Origin of the sequence: Klebsiella sp. Lac1, assembly GCF_009825425.1 — a bacterium.
Lineage (GTDB): Bacteria > Pseudomonadota > Gammaproteobacteria > Enterobacterales > Enterobacteriaceae > Klebsiella > Klebsiella electrica.
Genome location: NZ_VJZJ01000001.1, coordinates 1,161,739 through 1,178,456 on the forward strand (window position 1 = coordinate 1,161,739; position 16,718 = coordinate 1,178,456).

The following is a 16,718-nucleotide window of genomic DNA, read 5'->3' on the forward strand; positions in this document are numbered from 1 at the left end:
GGGCCGGAGAATCCCGGCCCAGGTTAATTTAGTTGCGGATAAGCATATACAGGCGGAACAAATAGATCAGCAACAGCGCAGATATCAGATTGCTGATCGTATTGATAACCACCGCGCCGACGTTCGGCGTCAGTACCGCGAAGCTGGATGCAAACAGCAGCAGCAGTGTTTTCGCCAGCAGCCAGCCCATCACCGCCGGGGCGACCAGACGCATATTGGCCCACGCCAGACGCATACTGCTGCGCATAGCGCTAAAAATCCCCAGCTTATCCTGCACCAGCATGACAGGGGCGAAAGCCAGCACGATAGCCAGCAGTACGCCCGGCACCAGCACCAGCATGATCCCCATCTGCACCACAAAGGTGGTGAACAGGATCAGCAGCAGCAGCTTCGGCAGTACCGGCGCAGAAGCCCCGATAGCGCGCAGCGCGCTGACCCGCTGTCCGGCGGAGACCAGTTGAATCAGCAGCAGCACGCCGCCGGCAAGAATGGCATTACCCACCAGACCGGAGAAGGTCGATGCGGCCGAGGCGCGCAGCAGGATCTGCTGTTGCTCTGGCGTCATGTTTTGTACCAGCTCAAACAGCCCGACGCTCCCCGCCAGATTATCCCCTTCGCTCAGAATCGAGAGCTGCTCTTCACTGGGTGAAAAAGCGTGGCCAAGGACTACCGTAATGAACGCGCATAACAACGCAATCAGTAAAATGGTGACAAACTGATTACGAAAAAAATTTCCCGTGTCACGGTAGACGGTCTTCGCCGTGATAGACATGCACTCTCCTTGAGTATTGCAGGTGTTAACTAGCCGGCGATTGTACCGCAAATCCCTCCTGGGTAGCAGCCTCTGCCGTTGTCAGGCTAAGTATATCTTTGTAAAGAGGGATGAGCGGCGGCAGGCCGTAGCGGGCGCGGGCCCGGTTGCAGGCGTCGTTTAGCTCGCCGCCTTCGCCGGACTGAGCGAATTCGCGGCAGGGAGAGGGGCGATGCTGATAGATAGCGCAGTGCACCGATTCGCCGATTTCACCCGTGAGGGCGGCGCAGCGGATTTGTCGTTGGTTGGTGCCGCTCATGCAGCGCAGAAAAGGGGTCAGCGGCTCGGTAAGCTGCGTCGGCACAATGCCGCCAGCATCGTCGGCTTCCGCCCAGTAGAAAGAGACTCGAAAATACGCACAACAGGCACCGCACGTCATGCACGGGTTGATTTCACTCATGATTACACCTGATAAAAACGCATCAACACAGATTGTCGGCAGATAAATTATCCAGACGCATTGAGGGCGGCAAGAGGTGGCGGAAAATTTTTTTGCTGTTCGAAAAGTCAAAATTGACGCGAAGTTGTGTTTTTTGGTATCGCCATGAAAGTAAAAATTAATCTGGATCAATAAATGTTAAATCTCACGACTTTATGTGATCCAGAACGGATCAAAAGTAACTCGTTATAGGTATATTGACCGGCGCTAAATAACCATAACGGGAAAGTGGATATGAAAAAGTTAGCAGCGGTTGGCATTATTTTGAGTACCCTTTCCGGCAGCGTCTGGGCGCATGAAGCCGGGGAGTTTTTTATTCGTGCGGGTTCTGCCACCGTTCGGCCGACGGAAGGGTCTGATAACGTGTTGGGCAGTCTGGGTGGTTTTAACGTCAGTAACAACACGCAACTGGGGTTGACCTTCACCTATATGGCGACGGACAACATCGGCGTTGAGCTGCTGGCGGCCACGCCATTCCGTCATAAGGTTGGCACCGGCCCGACCGGGACCATCGCCACCGTGAATCAGCTGCCGCCAACGCTGATGGCGCAATGGTATTTCGGTGACGCTCAGAGCAAAGTACGTCCGTATATCGGTGCAGGTATTAACTACACCACCTTCTTTAATGCCGACTTTAATGACACCGGTAAAAATGCCGGATTGAGCGATCTGAGTCTTAAAGACTCCTGGGGAGCGGCAGGGCAGGTAGGGCTGGATTATCTGATTAACCGCGACTGGTTGCTGAACATGTCGGTGTGGTACATGGATATCGACACCGACGTGAAATTTAAAGCCGGCGGCGTGGACCAGAAAGTCAGTACCCGCATCGATCCGTGGGTGTTTATGTTCTCTGCCGGTTACCGGTTCTGAGTTCTTCTGCAAACCCCCTGCAAAACTGGTCATGATATGGCCAGTTTTTTTGTCTGTTTTTAATGTTAAGACGGCATATCAGGAAAAATTTTCCGCCACCATTCAGGTTTCATATCTTCGAAAGAATGAGACTCCGGGGCAAAAATGTCACTCTGACACGGGTCAAAAACGCCTGACAATAACCCTATTCCCGAATCGTCATCAATAGCACCGAGAGAACTGCCGCATCGTGGGCAAAAAGCCCGGCTTGATGTTTCAGAAGAACGATACAAAGAAGGTTTACCGCCTGCGCCAGTCCACTGCACATCCGCTGAAGAGAACTCCAGCCAGACAACAGTCTGGCTTCCGGTATGTTTCTGGCAAAGGTCGCAGGAGCAGGAGTGAGGACTTCCAGGGTTAATAGCCCTGAAGCGTATAAACTGGCACAAACAACCGCCAGATAATGCAGTCGTCATAAATAATTCCCTTCCGCAGTTGGTATGCGGAAAATATAGCAGAAAATTTGAACAGTTCCTGCGACAGGGAAGTCCCTATATAATTAGCGTGTATTGATGGGGTTATTCTGAAGTTTTTCTCGCCGGTTGAAATACGGAGATCCTCTCTATCCCTGTGCTCAGCGACACGGTGCCGTGTGGTTTTCCCCGATGAACAGCGCCTGTTCCTCTTCTTCATACTCAGCGCGAAGAAGAGGAACGGGATGCGCAGAATTATCTCAGCAGGACGATCCCGCTGTGGATAGCCAGATAGAGACCCATTGCGGCAATCAGCAGGCTTGAAAAATAGGGGGCTCTGCGGGCAAGGGTATGAAAACCTTCCCAGCGTCTGGCGACCTGACGGACGCCGATTGCGGCACCCACGCCCACCGTCACCAGCGTCAGGGCAAGTCCAATACTAAAACTCACGACCAGCGTTGCGCCCAGCGCCAGAGCTTTGATCTGGATACAAATCAACATCACCGTAATGGCCGCAGGACAGGGGATTAACCCGCCGGTCAGGCCAAAGAGTAAAATCTGCCCGTTGGTGACCTCTTTATTGGTGAACCGTTTTTCTATGTCGTGCGCGTGGGCCAACTCATGCGCATCCCGGTACGCTGTGGAATCGACATCCAGCCCTTCAAGTTCCGTATGATCGTGCGCATGTTCATGCTCGCAAAATTCCAAATCGTAATCATGGACATGGCCGCGATGCCCCAGCGACAGGCGCACGCGAAAATCGTGCGGTTCCGGAATGGGGGATGTTGACTGCAGATAGCTACCGCAATCGATAAAATCAAATGACTGCGTACCCGCGGGCGTTTCTCGCTGCGTGACTAACGAAACAGTCCCGGCATCCCATTCTCTGCCGCTGAGCGTACGTATGCGCCAGTGCGGCGGCTGACCCTCTTCAAAAATGGACAGTTCCACTTTGCCATGACCGGTATCGATCAGTCTTGATTCATCATGATGGTGCCGCTCGCTTTCCTGCTGGCTGGTCAGCCAGTTTTTTTCTCCCTTCCAGGTTCGGCAGAACATCCAGACGGCGGTACCCAGAATAATGATGGCAGAAACCAGCTGCAGCCACGGCTCAGCCGATTCGGCGGTAAAGCGGTTACTGATATACATGCCGCCAAAAGCAATCAGCCAGACGATGGCGGTGTGTGAAAGGGTGGCAGCCAGTCCAAGCATGGCCGCCTGCCTGGCCGTGCCTTTTATCGCAATGATGAAGGCCGCCATCATCGTTTTTGAATGTCCTGGCTCCAGCCCATGAAGTGCGCCGAGAAGCACCGCGCCTGGAATGAAGAACCAGGCGTTTCCTTGCTGAAGTAGCGTTGTAAAGTCGGTCATGAGTTGTGCTCTGGGTTATGGAAGATGGGCGGGATTCTACTCCCCCCTAGTACATAATACTACCCCCCAGTAGAATTGTAATAGTATAATCAGCCAGGATTTTTCCATGGGAGATTGCAGCATGTCGCATACCATCCGCGATCAAAAAAAGCTTAAAGCCCGCACCAACAAGATTCAGGGCCAGGTCATTGCGCTGAAAAAAATGCTCGATGAACCGCATGAATGTGCCGCCGTACTTCAGCAGATCGCCGCGATACGCGGGGCGGTCAATGGATTAATGCGTGAAGTCATTAAAGGCCATCTGGTCGAACATATCGTTCATGAAGGGGACGAGGCGAAGCGGGAAGAAGATCTGGACGTCGTGCTCAAGGTCCTCGACTCCTATATCAAGTAAGCACTCCGTCGAGAATCATAAAACAGGTGCCATACTCTGCTACGAGAGTCAGGGGGCGCCGGGACGGTCGATAGGCCTTCGCACGGATCACCACGGCACGGTTTTTCCCTGATAATCCAGGTACTCCAGACCAGGCCTCTGCTGTTTTGCCAGCAGCACGGCAACCAGATGAGGAATCGTCTCTTCGATACTCAACGGCGCCTCATCGCCGCCCAACGCGGTACGAATCCACCCCGGCGCCATCACTACCAGCGGACGTGATGGCGAACGGGCGGCGAAACTGCGCATAAACATATTGAGTGCCGCTTTGCTGCCGCGATAGAGCTCGCGCTGACCGCGGAGGTTATTGGTCAGGCTGCCCTGGCCTGAGGACATCGCCCCCAGCAGTCCCTGCGGCACCACATGGTGCTGAAGGCGCTCAAGTACCCGCATTGGCGCAAGGGCGTTCGTCAGCATCACCTCAATAAACTCCTCGGTGGAGACCTCGCCGATGGTCTGCGTCGGATCGCGATTGGTGGTCCCCGCATTAACAAACAGCATATCCAGACGGTCAGCGGCGAGCTTTGTATCCAGCGCGGCCAGCTGGTCATCGTCACACACATCCAGCGTTTCCAGACGTACCCGTTCGGGGTTTTCCAGCGCGAGTTGATGCAGCGGAGTGGTGTGTTGCATATCGCGTACGGTGCCGATCACATTCCAGTCATGGCGCAGAAATTCAGCGGCCATCGCGTGGCCGAGGCCGCGTGAAGCGCCGACAATCAGTACGGTAGGGCGAACGTTCGTGGTCATAATAAAACTCCCTGAGTAAAACGTGAGTTTATGACTATAGTCATAAGACATATCAGGCGGAAGGCGCAGCATTTGCAGTAATAAGATGCAGCAGACGCCATGACTAAACACAGGACGCACATGACCGATCCCGATTTTAATTTGCTCGTGGCGCTGGATATTTTACTGGCGGAAGAGAGCGTGGCGGGGGCAGCGCGGCGCTCAGGACTCAGTGCCTCGGCGATGAGCCGCACTCTGAGCCGTTTGCGTGAGGTCACCGGCGATCCGTTACTGGTGAGAGCCGGGCGCAAAATGGTCTTAACGCCGCATGCGCAAAACTTAAAAGCGCGAACGCAAAACGTGGTGTCTGAGATGCGTTCGGTGCTCAACAATTCCGCGGCACCGCTCCATCTTCCGACGCTGGAGCAAACCTTTACTCTGCGTACCAACGAGGGATTTGTGGAAACTTTTGGCCCGGCATTAATTTGCGCCTGTGCGGCGCAGGCGCCAGGGGTGAAGCTTAATTTTGTCGCCAAAAGTGAAAAAGGACCGCAGTTTCTGCGCGACGGGAGCGTGGATCTGGAGATCGGGGTCCTGAAAAATATGGGGCCGGAAATTCGTCTGCAGGCGCTGTTTCGCGATCGTTTTGTTGGCGTTCTGGCTAAAACACATCCGCTGGCGCAGGGCGGAAAAATCACTCGCGAGCGCTATGCCGCCTGCGAGCATGTGATTGTTTCCCGCCACGGGATGGTACGCGGGCCCGTTGATGACGCGCTGGCGGAATTTGGCCTGAGCCGCAAAATTGCGGCGGTGGTGCCGGGTTTTACCGCGGCGCTGGCGGTTGCCCGCGGCTCGCAACTGATGGCGCTGGTCCCGGCTTCCTGTCTGCGTCATGGCATGAATGACGGCATCGTCATGTTCGAACTGCCGGTCAGTACACCGGAGATTACCGTCTCGCAGATGTGGCATCCGCGTCAGGAGCTTGATCCCGGTCATTACTGGCTGCGCCAGCAGGTGTTGAGCGTTTGTCGGCAGGGGATATGATGGCAAAAAAAGCCCGCACAAGTGCGGGCGAAAAATACTGGAAGCAATGTGAGCAATGTCGTACCAAATACCTGAGTGTTTTGCTCAACTATTCGGTAATGAGAAAGATAACGATTATCATCTAAGATATCAACCCCAACTTTTGTGCGGAAGCGACTTTTTTAGCTGAGCAGAAATACGGTCCGTTTCTGGCTGTTATCACGCGGCCATGCGCGCGCCACTTCGCTGAGCGCGAGCGGGGTGGTGGCGATGGTAAAATCGCCTGCAACGGCGGCCTGCAGCATTTCGCCGGTAGCCGCCAGAAGTTGCGGCATCGACAGGCTACCGATACCGCTGCCCATCAGCTGTAGCGGGGCCGCTCTCAGTACCGCGCCGTTGAGCGCAATTTCAGCGCCGGAAAGCGAACCCACCTGTACGTAGCGCACTGGCGCGTTGCCTGGACTGTGTTGCGCCAGCGCGGGCAGCAGCAGTTCCGCGCTGCGGCCCCATAAATAATCCACCACTACATCAACCTGCTGTGCCGCCTGTTCGCTGAATTGTGCCTGTAGCGTCGGGTCATCGGCCGTTAAGTCGATACAGACGTCGGCGCCGAGGGCGGCCAGTATCTGCATATTTCGACCGGTGGCAACGATCTTCCTTGCGCCGAGGAAACGGGCAATCTGTACCGCTAGCTGACCGGCGCTGCCGGTTGCGCCGTTGATCAGCACGCTCTCTCCGGCAGCCAGTCCGGCACGTTTCACGAGCGCGGCCCACGCGGACATTCCGGGATTAGCCATCGCCGCGGCGGTAATATCGTCCAGGCCATCTGGTAAAGGCAGGCAGTTTTCGACGGCGACCGGTGCCCACTGCGCCATGCTGCCCCACGGCGCCATCGGGAAAGCGAAATAAACGCGCTGTCCTCCGGCCAGCGTTCCAACGCCATCAATGCCGACCACAAACGGCAGTCGGCCGTCGAAACTGTAATGCTTACCGGAAGCGCGACCTTTCACCACATGGCTGATGGCGGCGGCATTCACCTTCACCAGGGCGTGACGGGCGTCGGCCTGCGGATCGGTAAAATCGGCCCATACCGGACCCTGTTGCAGATCAAAAACCACGGCTGCTTTCATAATGTTATCTCCTGAAGGCAATTATGTGTAAAATGCACATAATAGATAACGGCACTATACCCGGTTAAAAAATACATGCAAGATGCACATAATAATTACGACATTACCGATTTCCACGGCGCGCTGCTCGATATCATTAGCGTGATGAATCAGCCCGTGCGTGATGAGCAGCTGCTTCAGGCCGCAGATGTCCAAATCGATCAAATTCTGTTTCCGCTGCTGGTGGCCATCGGACGTTGCGGGCCGGTGGGAGTCGTGGAGCTGGCGGATAGCCTGGGGCGCGATTACACCACCGTCAGTCGGCAGGTAAAAAAACTGGAGGCGCAGGGACTGGCGCTAAAACAGCCTAATGCCCACGATCGGCGGATTAGCGAAGTCACCTTGAGCGAGCGGGGAAAAACACTGATTGAACGCATCGCGGTGGCGAGGACACGACTTATCAATCAGGTACTGGCAGGGTGGGCTGAGGAAGAGGTAGCGGCGCTGTTCCGTCTGACGCGCAAATACGCTGACAGCTTGCAGAGGAAGTAGTCCTCTGGTGTCGATATTGACGGCAGAGAAGATTCTGCCGTCAGATGGCCACTTGCAACATCTGGATAAATGTCTGTAACCGAACTGCGGTTTTTTGATTGTTGGCATTGCAGCCCTCCCAGGCTTGTTGCGGCGTGTTCTTCAGCCGCAATAATAATCCGTTGGTGAAAAAACAGCGGGGCTTGCGGCTGAGCATGTTGTCGGATTAGAGGATAAAGGCAAGGTCAGTGATGAAATCGAGAAACCGAGGTCTTAATTTATCAAGGTGGCGAATGAAAAAGATAAAGGTATAAAGTTTTTTAATTATTCACGCTGAAATAAAAGCGTGGTTTTCTTTTATTGGTTTCTTTGGTGAATGTCATTTTTTATTTAATAAATGCTATGAATGAATATACTTGCTTTCTGTTATGAAGGAACAGGTTAATATATTGAATTTTATAATAATAAAATTATCTTCTGATTTCGTTTGATCTCATTGAAGAACAGGAGTAAATAAAATCCAGTAAATGAATATTAGCAAACATAAGGATTTTATATGCAAGGTCAGCCCTGTTTCACTTCCAGGCGAAGGCCGTTTGATTCTTGCCAGAAAATATTTTCCATAAAACGATGCTGGCGTATTGTGGCTGTGTTGGCAGGATTGTTTCTCCGGGTCATAACGCCATATACCCGCGCGGATCAATCTAGTGCTGCAGTGGAGCAATCCACAGCAAAGGGGGGCACTGCTAACAAGTCATTAAGAAAACTGTCTCCTAAGCAGTTCTGTGTGGACGTGGAAATTCCAGGGAAATACAGTATCAGTATTCTTTTTGATATAGGGTTTTCAACCAATGAAAGCAGTAAGGACTATCAGCCTGAAATAAATAAGTTCATGGAAAGAGAACGTGAGGTTTTAACTTTGTTAAAAAATGAAGTTGAAGGTGAAATTAATGTTTATAGAATTGCGAATGATAAATTTGTTCGAAAAATAAAAATTCCAACAGAAAATGGGGGCTATTTATCTCATTGATCGTGCTGGAACTGATCGGTACTATGCCAGTTTTTGGCTAGATAAAGGACGGCACATAATTGTTCCAGACATATGATATTGAATTAACATATAAGAGGCAATAATGATAGATAATCCAGATGCAAGGGAGAATAAAATTTTCGCGAGAGCTGATTTTTTTATATTGATCTTTTTACCATTGCAAGGAATAGGGTATTTGTTTTATAAAAATATAAATACCAGTAATCTGGCTGGGTGGTTTTCTGTTGTTATTTTTTCTATGACTATTTTTTGTTTGATTTTATCTTGCTGGTTTGTTACATCTTTCTTAACTATATCAAGAAAGAGTACTGAAAAAAGAGAGCCGCCATGGCTTGTGTTTTTACAGTTAATACGATGGTATGTGACCTCTTTTCTTGTTATTACATATGACTTGTCATTTATTTTTAATGTTATCAGAGGAGGGTATTTATGAGTCATGACGAGGAACGCGTATCCGAAAAGTATGAGTTGTCATTTGTGTTGGTTGATAATGTTCAAAACTATTTTGAGATAATTCGTGCTGACCGCGTCCCTGACAAAGCACAATTTATCCGCGTTGTGAGTGGGAAATTTGGCGCGACCGCCTCTTTTATCAACTTGATGGATAAATATAAAAATGGAACCGATACGGTTAGTGACTGATTAGGTGTAGGGGCCGATTTAGCCACAATTGTTGTAGGATATACGGCTAATCCTTTTGTTGCTGGAGTTGCAACAACCCTGGGAATTGCATCATTTCTGACATCAGATACGGCGAAAATTATGGCAGGAATCTGGCTTGATAGTGTGAATAAATATGGGCTTTTTGATGCGGAAACAGGCCGGTTTATTCTTCCTCCTGGTATGTTGGATTCGTTTCTTTCATCGGAAGGGCCCGATATGTCAAACGTGGAAAACAATGCCAGCCCCATTATTATTGACCTCTACGGCGATGGCATCGAAACCTTATCCGTCAGCAGCGGTGTTTTCTTCGAACATGCTGATAACCCGTTTGTGGGGAAGCCAGCAGTGTTTACGGTAAAGCATTTTTCAGATTGAACTATAGTGGTAATGAGAATTATTAAATTCAGAGTGGAACTGAATGTATTGATTTATCAAGATGGAGAATGAGAAAGATAAAGGCATGAGGTTTTTATATTTTTTGCGATAAGATAAAGGAATGATTTTCTTTCATTGTTTTATTTGGTGAATGTTATTCTGCATTTGATAAATGCAATGAATGAATATACTTGCTTTCTTTTAGGAAGTAACAAGTTAATACATTGAATTTCATAATAATAAAATTATCTTCTGATTTCGTTTGATCTCATTGAAGAACAGGAGTAAATAAAATCCAGTAAATGAATATAAGCAAACATAAGGATTTTATATGCAAGGTCAGCCCTGTTTCACTTCCAGGCAAAGGCCGTTTGATTCTTGCCAAAAAATATTTCCCACAAAACGATGCTGGCGTATTGTTGCTGTGCTGACTGGACTGATTTGTCTGGCAGTGTCGCCATATACCCATGCGGAGCAAACCATTGCAGAAACGGGGCAATCCACAGCAGAGGGGGACACTGGTAACAAGTCATTGAGGCAACTGTCATGAGTGATTCTCTATATATTAATATAATAAATGATTTGAATATGGTTTTTATTTAAAGATGGCGAATGAGCGATTTAATAGAGTACTCATTGGGGTTGTTATTTAACGGGGTATTTAAAGGGGTGATTTAATGAGATATGATGGGGTTGAGACGAAAGATTTATTAAAAAGTAATTCTTCAAAGATGAGTTTATTACTTTTGTGCTCTCTTGTCTTTGAAGTTTTGGGGTATGTCTTATATAAAAGGTCAATAGATAATCATCAATGGACGGTTTATTTTTCTGTTTTTCTATTTTCTGCAGTTATATTTTGTTTTGTTTTAATATATAAAACGTTGCTCTTTCCTAAGGCATTAACACTTGTTTATGGCAGGATTGATGTCCCTGAAAAGTATTTTTGCTCCACTGTTGATTTATTGAGGCATGGTGCAGTCGCTTTAGCGGTGGTGCTATATGATCTCATTTGCATATTTAGGATTATTAGTGGTGATAGTATATGAAAGATAGTGAAGGTGTTGCCTCAATGGATGTGGTCGGAACCATTGCCGATCTTGTTCAGTCTGTTCTTGAATTGCAATTTAAGTATAAATTTCCGGCCGATGAGCAGTTTTCCAAGGTTATTAGTGGAAAGTTTGGTGCTGTTTTTTCCACTGCTAACTTAATGGATAAATATAAAAATGGAACCGATACGGTTAGTGACTGGTTAGGTGTAGGGGCCGATTTAGCCACAATTGTTGCAGGATATACAGCTAATCCTTTTGTTGCTGGAGTTGCGACAGCCCTGGGAATTGCATCATTCCTGACTTCAGACACGGCGAAAATTATGGCAGGAATCTGGCTTGATAGTGTGAATAAATATGGGCTTTTTGATGTGGAAACAGGCCAGTTTATTCTTCCTCCTGGTATGTTGGATTCGTTTCTTTCATCGGAAGGGCCCGATATGTCAAACGCGGAAAACAATGCCAGCCCCATTATTATTGACCTCGACGGCGATGGCATCGAAACCTTATCCGTCAGCAGCGGTGTTTTCTTCGATCATGATGGTAACCCGGTTGCGGGAAAGTCAGCAGGGTTTGCGGCAAAGCATTTTGTCAGCTTGAGCTATAGCGGTAATGGGACTTATTAATTTCAGAATGGAATTGTACGTGTTGATTTATCACGATGGAGAATGAGAAAGATAAAATCATTAAATTTTTATATTATTTGCGATAAGGGAAAGGAATGATTTCCTTTCATTGGTTTATTTGGCGAATGTTATCCTGTATTTGATAAATGTAATGAATGAATATGCTTATTTTATTTGATGGAGAAACAGGTTAATGCATTGAATTTTATAATAATAAAATTATTTTCTGATTTCATTTGATCTCACTGAAGAACAGGAGTAAATAAAATATATTAAATTAATTTAAACAAATATAAGAATTTTATATGCAAAGTCAGCTCTTTTTCACCTCCAGACAAAGGCAGTTTGATTCGTCCCAAAACATATTTTTCACAAAACGCTGTTGGCGTATTGTTGCTGTGCTGGCCGGATTGTTTTGTCTGGCAATTTTGCCCTTTATCCGTGCGGAACAGTCTGGGGCAGAGGCAGAATCCGGTGAAAAATAGAAAAATGGCTCGCATTTGTCATGTTTCTTTCGGAAAAATCTTTCATGAAATATTGATACCGGGTAAATAGGTTGTAATTTAATGCCTCAGTCATTAGCAGAGAGTAGATAGTGTAGTTAATACAGTATCCGACTTGCAGGATAGTGAGTGTAAGATACAGGAGAAGTTCGAATGGTATATATAACAGATAAAAAACTTTCTGCAAAAGAGCGGATTCAGAAAGAAATAAGAAATAAAATTCTTGTGTGTGCTTTCACTTTCCTGGTTCTGGAAAGTGTTGGTCATATTATATATGATCATTATCTTAATACATTATTATCTGAGTTGATTGTTGTTTTTTGTTTCGTATCTGGTTTTTTTCTGGTCTGCTTTTTTACTAAATTGATATTAATTCAGGGGCGTTTGTGGAAAAAAGAGAGAAAAAAAGAGTCGCCTGATTCTTTCTGGGATAATGTGGAATATTGGGGGAATGTATTTATAGGTGCTGGCACGGTTCTGTATAGTATGATTTTGGTGTTTAAAATAATTATTTCGTGGGGTGCTAAATAATGGGTTCTGAGTCTGAAGATATAGAGTTAAATAAAGTTGACTTTACAGATGAATGGGATAAGCTAACAAATTTAACTCAGTTTATTTTAACTAATATTGTAGGGGGGATTGATATTAAAGGTAGTAAACAATTCTTCCATGAAAATAAACAATTCATCCGGGTAATAAGTGGAAAACTTGGTGCAGCAGCTTCCCTTGCAGATCTGATGGCTAAACATAAAGCAGGCGAAGCGACTCTGAGCGACTGGTTAGGTGCCACTTCGGATATTACGTTGTTAGTGGCCGGGTATACCGGTAACCCGCTGCTTGCAGGTGTGGCAACCGCGCTGGGTGTGGCCTCTTTTCTGACTTCTGAGGGTGGTCAGAAAATGGCTAAATCTTTATGGGATGCGATTCAAAAATACGGTATTGCCGATCCGGATACCGGTGGTTGGTTATTGCCTCCACATGACTTTCTTATGGAACAGTTATTCGGTAGTTCAGGACCGAGTATGTCAAACGCGGAAAACCAGGCCAGCCCCATTATTATTGACCTCGACGGCGATGGCATCGAAACCTTATCCGTCAGTAGCGGTGTTTTCTTCGATCACGATGGTAACCAGTTTGCGGAAAATACCGGCTGGGTGGCCCCGGACGACGGGTTACTGATATTTGATCGTGATGGTAACGGGCAGATTGATAGCGGCAGTGAACTCTTTGGCAATAATACGCTACTGAAAAATGGCAAACTGGCGGCCAATGGCTATCAGGCCTTGCAGGAACTGGATGAAAATAAAGACGGGCAGTTGAACAGCAATGACGCTATCTGGGCATCGTTACGTATCTGGCAGGATGGTAACAGTAATGGTCGGGTTGACGAAGGAGAGTTACTTTCTCTTGAAGAAGCCGGTGTGGCTGCCATTGGCACCGGATACAGCACGTCACAATATGTTGACGTACAAGGAAATGCCCACCGGCAAACTGGCAGCATTACGCATATAGATGGATCTGTCGGCCAATCGACGGACGTCTGGTTTGCGGCGAACAAAGGATACTCACGTTACACAGGTGATGTGACCCTGTCCGCTGAAATTCAGGCTCTGCCGTATATTCGCGGGTTTGGGAATATGGCCGACCTGCATACGGCGATGAGTCTTAATCCGCAACTTATCGCGCTGGTTCAGCAGTTTGTGGCCGATCCCTCGGCGGCTAAAGCGTCTGGCCTTATCGAAAAGCTCCTTTTTACCTGGGCTGGCGTAGCGGATATCGCTGAAAACAGTCGCGGGAGCTATATCGATGCCCGCAAGCTTGCGGTTATCGAAACCGCTGCTGGCAGGGGATACCAGAACACGGTTAACGGTACGGTTAACCCTCTGAGCAACGCCGCGGCCTTATTACAGGATGAATACCGCCGTTTTGCTGCCTATACCGAAGCCTGCCTGCTGACCTCAACACTGTATGCCAGCGATTTTGATTTCATTCATCTGCAACTTGACTCCGATCTCAGCGGTTTGACGCTGAACTTTGAAGCATTTGAGGTACATCTGAATACTTTGATGCATACGGATATGGAGCGTTATTTGCGGGTGAGTAATGTCTTGTATGCATATATGGAATACCTGCCATCCTTTGCGGACGTCCGGGTGAGATTAGGTATTCCTGAGGCGTTGACATTTACCGGCAGTGACGATGTGGATGTCGTGACGGGAAAAAACACGAACGATGTGCTGTGGGGAGGAAAAGGAAATGACCTGCTGAAGGGCGGATACGGGGATGACACCTACCTCTTTAACGCCGGAGATGGGCAGGACACGATTTTTGAGGGCAGCGGAACGGACACGCTGCGGCTGGGAGAGGGGCTGCTGGCGGAGCAGGCGGTGGTCAGCCGCCAGTCCGTGCAGGGGTATGACAGCCTGGTACTCGGCTTCTGCGACCGGGCGGACAGCGTGATTATCCAGGGGTACTTCAGTCTGGACTACTATCAGGTGGAGCAGATTGTCTTTGCCGACGGCACGGTATGGGACGTGCCCGCAGTGAAGGCGATGCTGCTGGCGGGAACGGAGGCGGCGCAGAGCCTGCAGGCCTTTCGGGAGGGGAGTGAGATCCACGCCGGAGGCGGGAATGACGTGCTGACCGGGGACAATGGCAACGATGCGCTGTACGGCGAGGCGGGGGACGATACCCTCGACGGCGGCTTCGGCAACGACCTGCTCCACGGCGGAACGGGAAAAGACACCCTGAAAGGCGGCAGCGGTAACGATATTTACCTCTTTAACGCCGGAGACGGGCAGGACACGATTATCGAGAGCGGCGGAACGGACACGCTGCGGCTTGGGGAGGGACTGCTGGCGGAGCAGACGGTGCTCTCCCGGCAGCGGGTACAGGGCTATGACAGCCTGGTGCTCAGCTTCCGCGACCGGGCGGACAGCGTGATTATCCAGGGGTACTTCAGTCTGGACTACTATCAGGTTGAGCAGATTGTCTTTGCCGACGGCACGGTATGGGACGTGCCCGCAGTGAAGGCGATGCTGCTGGCGGGAACGGAGGCGGCGCAGAGCCTGCAGGCCTACCGGGAGGGGAGTGAGATCCACGCCGGAGGCGGGAATGACGTGCTGACCGGGGACAATGGCAACGATGCGCTGTACGGCGAGGCGGGGGACGATACCCTCGACGGCGGCTTCGGCAACGACCTGCTCCACGGCGGAACGGGAAAAGACACCCTGAAAGGCGGCAGCGGTAACGATATTTACCTCTTTAACGCCGGAGACGGGCAGGACACGATTATCGAGAGCGGCGGAACGGACACGCTGCGGCTCGGGGAGGGACTGCTGGCGGAGCAGACAGTGCTCTCCCGGCAGCGGGTACAGGGCTATGACAGCCTGGTGCTCAGTTTCCGCGACCGGGCGGACAGCGTGATTATCCAGGGGTACTTCAGTCTGGACTACTATCAGGTTGAGCAGATTGTCTTTGCCGACGGCACGGTATGGGACGTGCCCGCAGTGAAGGCGATGCTGCTGGCGGGAACGGAGGCGGCGCAGAGCCTGCAGGCCTACCGGGAGGGGAGTGAGATCCGCGCCGGAGGCGGGAATGACGTGCTGACCGGGGACAATGGCAACGATGCGCTGTACGGTGAGGCGGGGGACGATACCCTCGACGGCGGCTTCGGCAACGACCTGCTCCACGGCGGAACGGGAAAAGACACCCTGAAAGGCGGCAGCGGTAACGATATTTACCTCTTTAACGCCGGAGACGGACAGGACACGATTATCGAGAGCGGCGGGACGGACACGCTGCGGCTGGGAGAAGGGCTGCTGGCGGAGCAGGCAGTACTCTCCCGGCAGCGGGTGCAGGGCCATGACAGCCTGGTGCTCAGCTTCCGCGACCGGGCGGACAGCGTGATTATCCAGGGGTACTTCAGTCTGGACTACTATCAGGTTGAGCAGATTGTCTTTGCCGATGGCACGGTATGGGACGTGCCCGCAGTGAAGGCGATGCTGCTGACGGGAACGGAGGCGGCGCAGAGCCTGCAGGCCTACCGGGAGGGGAGTGAGATCCACGCCGGAGGCGGGAATGACGTGCTGACCGGGGACAATGGCAACGATGCGCTGTACGGCGAGGCGGGGGACGATACCCTCGACGGCAGCTTCGGCAACGACCTGCTCCACGGCGGAACGGGAAAAGACACCCTGAAAGGCGGCAGCGGTAACGATATTTACCTCTTTAACGCCGGAGACGGGCAGGACACGATTATCGAGAGCGGCGGAACGGACACGCTGCGGCTCGGGGAGGGGCTGCTGGCGGAGCAGACGGTGCTTTCCCGGCAGCGGGTACAGGGCTATGACAGTCTGGTTCTCAGCTTCCGCGACCGGGCGGACAGCGTGATTATCCAGGGGTACTTCAGTCTGGACTACTATCAGGTGGAGCAGCTCGTCTTCGCCGATGGCACGCTATGGCTGCCGGAGGATGTGCTGAATTATATCGAACACAATATTCCTTTACCGGTCATGGATACCGCGGAAAGCACAGCAGACATCGCGCTGTTGAAGCAGGAGATCTGCCAGTTTCTGGCCTCGGGTGACGTTGATGATGCGGACGATGCCGGGGTGGCTATACCGCTGGCTACCGCGCAAACGACGGCGGAAAACTGGCGAACGGCCATTGGCTATTAGTGGAGCT

The 16,718-nt window shown here is 50.4% G+C and carries 17 protein-coding genes; 11 read left to right on the forward strand and 6 right to left on the reverse strand.

What is annotated here, in order from left to right:
* Positions 1-28: 28 nt before the first annotated feature.
* Together FNY10_RS05515 and FNY10_RS05520 are read right to left on the reverse strand one after the other, a co-directional pair.
* The gene (locus FNY10_RS05515) at positions 29-772 is read right to left on the reverse strand and encodes a YciC family protein (protein ID WP_131049665.1); all 744 of its coding nucleotides are present in this window, start codon (positions 770-772) and stop codon (positions 29-31) included.
* A 25-nt stretch (positions 773-797) separates the two neighbouring features.
* The gene (locus FNY10_RS05520; RefSeq protein ID WP_100686093.1) at positions 798-1,211 is read right to left on the reverse strand and encodes a YkgJ family cysteine cluster protein; all 414 of its coding nucleotides are present in this window, start codon (positions 1,209-1,211) and stop codon (positions 798-800) included.
* A gap of 273 nt (positions 1,212-1,484) precedes the next feature.
* Between FNY10_RS05520 and ompW the strand changes: the two genes are divergently transcribed.
* Positions 1,485-2,120, forward strand: coding sequence for an outer membrane protein OmpW (ompW, locus tag FNY10_RS05525; RefSeq protein ID WP_032695859.1), 636 nt, complete (start codon positions 1,485-1,487; stop codon positions 2,118-2,120).
* Positions 2,121-2,185: 65 nt separating this feature from the next.
* Here ompW and FNY10_RS05530 read toward each other — a convergent pair whose 3' ends face one another.
* A complete protein-coding gene (locus tag FNY10_RS05530) occupies positions 2,186-2,575 on the reverse strand; it encodes a GFA family protein (RefSeq protein ID WP_160703712.1) in 390 nt (129 codons plus the stop codon).
* Positions 2,576-2,827: 252 nt separating this feature from the next.
* Positions 2,828-3,943: a nickel/cobalt efflux protein RcnA gene (locus FNY10_RS05535; RefSeq protein ID WP_160703710.1), complete on the reverse strand. Its 1,116-nt coding sequence runs from the start codon at positions 3,941-3,943 to the stop codon at positions 2,828-2,830.
* A 121-nt stretch (positions 3,944-4,064) separates the two neighbouring features.
* Here FNY10_RS05535 and rcnR point away from each other — a divergent pair, with 121 nt between their 5' ends.
* Positions 4,065-4,337: a Ni(II)/Co(II)-binding transcriptional repressor RcnR gene (rcnR, locus tag FNY10_RS05540; RefSeq protein ID WP_064793093.1), complete on the forward strand. Its 273-nt coding sequence runs from the start codon at positions 4,065-4,067 to the stop codon at positions 4,335-4,337.
* Positions 4,338-4,424: 87 nt separating this feature from the next.
* Here the strand turns inward: rcnR and FNY10_RS05545 are convergent, their stop codons facing one another.
* Positions 4,425-5,126 carry an SDR family NAD(P)-dependent oxidoreductase gene (locus FNY10_RS05545; RefSeq protein WP_160703708.1) on the reverse strand — a complete coding sequence of 234 codons (702 nt, stop codon included), beginning with the start codon at positions 5,124-5,126 and terminating at the stop codon, positions 4,425-4,427.
* 120 nt (positions 5,127-5,246) lie between these two features.
* On the opposite strand from FNY10_RS05545, the gene FNY10_RS05550 reads away from it, so the two are divergent.
* A complete protein-coding gene (locus FNY10_RS05550; RefSeq protein ID WP_100686098.1) occupies positions 5,247-6,149 on the forward strand; it encodes a LysR family transcriptional regulator in 903 nt (300 codons plus the stop codon).
* Between the two features lie 161 nt (positions 6,150-6,310).
* On the opposite strand, the gene FNY10_RS05555 is transcribed toward FNY10_RS05550, so the two are convergent.
* Positions 6,311-7,258, reverse strand: a complete 948-nt coding sequence (locus tag FNY10_RS05555) for a quinone oxidoreductase family protein (protein ID WP_160703706.1) — start codon at positions 7,256-7,258, stop codon at positions 6,311-6,313.
* Between the two features lie 75 nt (positions 7,259-7,333).
* Between FNY10_RS05555 and FNY10_RS05560 the strand changes: the two genes are divergently transcribed.
* The 8 genes from FNY10_RS05560 to FNY10_RS27215 all read left to right on the forward strand — a co-directional run bounded on the left by FNY10_RS05560 (position 7,334) and on the right by FNY10_RS27215 (position 16,711).
* Positions 7,334-7,789 carry a MarR family winged helix-turn-helix transcriptional regulator gene (locus FNY10_RS05560; RefSeq protein WP_100686100.1) on the forward strand — a complete coding sequence of 152 codons (456 nt, stop codon included), beginning with the start codon at positions 7,334-7,336 and terminating at the stop codon, positions 7,787-7,789.
* 535 nt (positions 7,790-8,324) lie between these two features.
* Positions 8,325-8,798, forward strand: coding sequence for a hypothetical protein (locus tag FNY10_RS05565; RefSeq protein WP_160703704.1), 474 nt, complete (start codon positions 8,325-8,327; stop codon positions 8,796-8,798).
* A 450-nt stretch (positions 8,799-9,248) separates the two neighbouring features.
* Entirely contained in the window at positions 9,249-9,461 is a 213-nt protein-coding gene (locus FNY10_RS05570; protein ID WP_131049657.1) for a hypothetical protein, read from the forward strand.
* 120 nt (positions 9,462-9,581) lie between these two features.
* Positions 9,582-9,857, forward strand: coding sequence for a hypothetical protein (locus tag FNY10_RS05575; protein WP_160703702.1), 276 nt, complete (start codon positions 9,582-9,584; stop codon positions 9,855-9,857).
* Positions 9,858-10,534: 677 nt separating this feature from the next.
* Positions 10,535-10,903 (forward strand): hypothetical protein, encoded by a 369-nt coding sequence (locus FNY10_RS05580; protein ID WP_160703700.1) that lies wholly within the window; start codon positions 10,535-10,537, stop codon positions 10,901-10,903.
* Positions 10,900-11,529, forward strand: coding sequence for a hypothetical protein (locus tag FNY10_RS05585; RefSeq protein WP_160703698.1), 630 nt, complete (start codon positions 10,900-10,902; stop codon positions 11,527-11,529). Before FNY10_RS05580 ends, FNY10_RS05585 begins: the two co-directional genes overlap by 4 nt.
* 656 nt (positions 11,530-12,185) lie before the next feature.
* Positions 12,186-12,563 carry a hypothetical protein gene (locus FNY10_RS05590; protein ID WP_141964828.1) on the forward strand — a complete coding sequence of 126 codons (378 nt, stop codon included), beginning with the start codon at positions 12,186-12,188 and terminating at the stop codon, positions 12,561-12,563.
* Positions 12,564-12,769: 206 nt separating this feature from the next.
* Positions 12,770-16,711: a calcium-binding protein gene (locus FNY10_RS27215; protein ID WP_304623824.1), complete on the forward strand. Its 3,942-nt coding sequence runs from the start codon at positions 12,770-12,772 to the stop codon at positions 16,709-16,711.
* Positions 16,712-16,718: the final 7 nt, after the last annotated feature.

What these genes read in the sequence shown, in the direction of transcription:
- FNY10_RS27215 (WP_304623824.1), top strand. Translation starts at nt 12,770, where the DNA reads ATGGCTAAACATAAAGCAGGCGAAGCGACTCTGAGCGACTGGTTAGGT.
- FNY10_RS05555 (WP_160703706.1), bottom strand. Translation starts at nt 7,258, where the DNA reads ATGAAAGCAGCCGTGGTTTTTGATCTGCAACAGGGTCCGGTATGGGCC.
- FNY10_RS05580 (WP_160703700.1), top strand. Translation starts at nt 10,535, where the DNA reads ATGAGATATGATGGGGTTGAGACGAAAGATTTATTAAAAAGTAATTCT.
- rcnR (WP_064793093.1), top strand. Translation starts at nt 4,065, where the DNA reads ATGTCGCATACCATCCGCGATCAAAAAAAGCTTAAAGCCCGCACCAAC.
- FNY10_RS05550 (WP_100686098.1), top strand. Translation starts at nt 5,247, where the DNA reads ATGACCGATCCCGATTTTAATTTGCTCGTGGCGCTGGATATTTTACTG.
- FNY10_RS05575 (WP_160703702.1), top strand. Translation starts at nt 9,582, where the DNA reads ATGGCAGGAATCTGGCTTGATAGTGTGAATAAATATGGGCTTTTTGAT.
- FNY10_RS05560 (WP_100686100.1), top strand. Translation starts at nt 7,334, where the DNA reads ATGCAAGATGCACATAATAATTACGACATTACCGATTTCCACGGCGCG.
- FNY10_RS05585 (WP_160703698.1), top strand. Translation starts at nt 10,900, where the DNA reads ATGAAAGATAGTGAAGGTGTTGCCTCAATGGATGTGGTCGGAACCATT.
- ompW (WP_032695859.1), top strand. Translation starts at nt 1,485, where the DNA reads ATGAAAAAGTTAGCAGCGGTTGGCATTATTTTGAGTACCCTTTCCGGC.
- FNY10_RS05565 (WP_160703704.1), top strand. Translation starts at nt 8,325, where the DNA reads ATGCAAGGTCAGCCCTGTTTCACTTCCAGGCGAAGGCCGTTTGATTCT.
- FNY10_RS05590 (WP_141964828.1), top strand. Translation starts at nt 12,186, where the DNA reads ATGGTATATATAACAGATAAAAAACTTTCTGCAAAAGAGCGGATTCAG.
- FNY10_RS05570 (WP_131049657.1), top strand. Translation starts at nt 9,249, where the DNA reads ATGAGTCATGACGAGGAACGCGTATCCGAAAAGTATGAGTTGTCATTT.
- FNY10_RS05530 (WP_160703712.1), bottom strand. Translation starts at nt 2,575, where the DNA reads ATGACGACTGCATTATCTGGCGGTTGTTTGTGCCAGTTTATACGCTTC.
- FNY10_RS05535 (WP_160703710.1), bottom strand. Translation starts at nt 3,943, where the DNA reads ATGACCGACTTTACAACGCTACTTCAGCAAGGAAACGCCTGGTTCTTC.
- FNY10_RS05520 (WP_100686093.1), bottom strand. Translation starts at nt 1,211, where the DNA reads ATGAGTGAAATCAACCCGTGCATGACGTGCGGTGCCTGTTGTGCGTAT.
- FNY10_RS05515 (WP_131049665.1), bottom strand. Translation starts at nt 772, where the DNA reads ATGTCTATCACGGCGAAGACCGTCTACCGTGACACGGGAAATTTTTTT.
- FNY10_RS05545 (WP_160703708.1), bottom strand. Translation starts at nt 5,126, where the DNA reads ATGACCACGAACGTTCGCCCTACCGTACTGATTGTCGGCGCTTCACGC.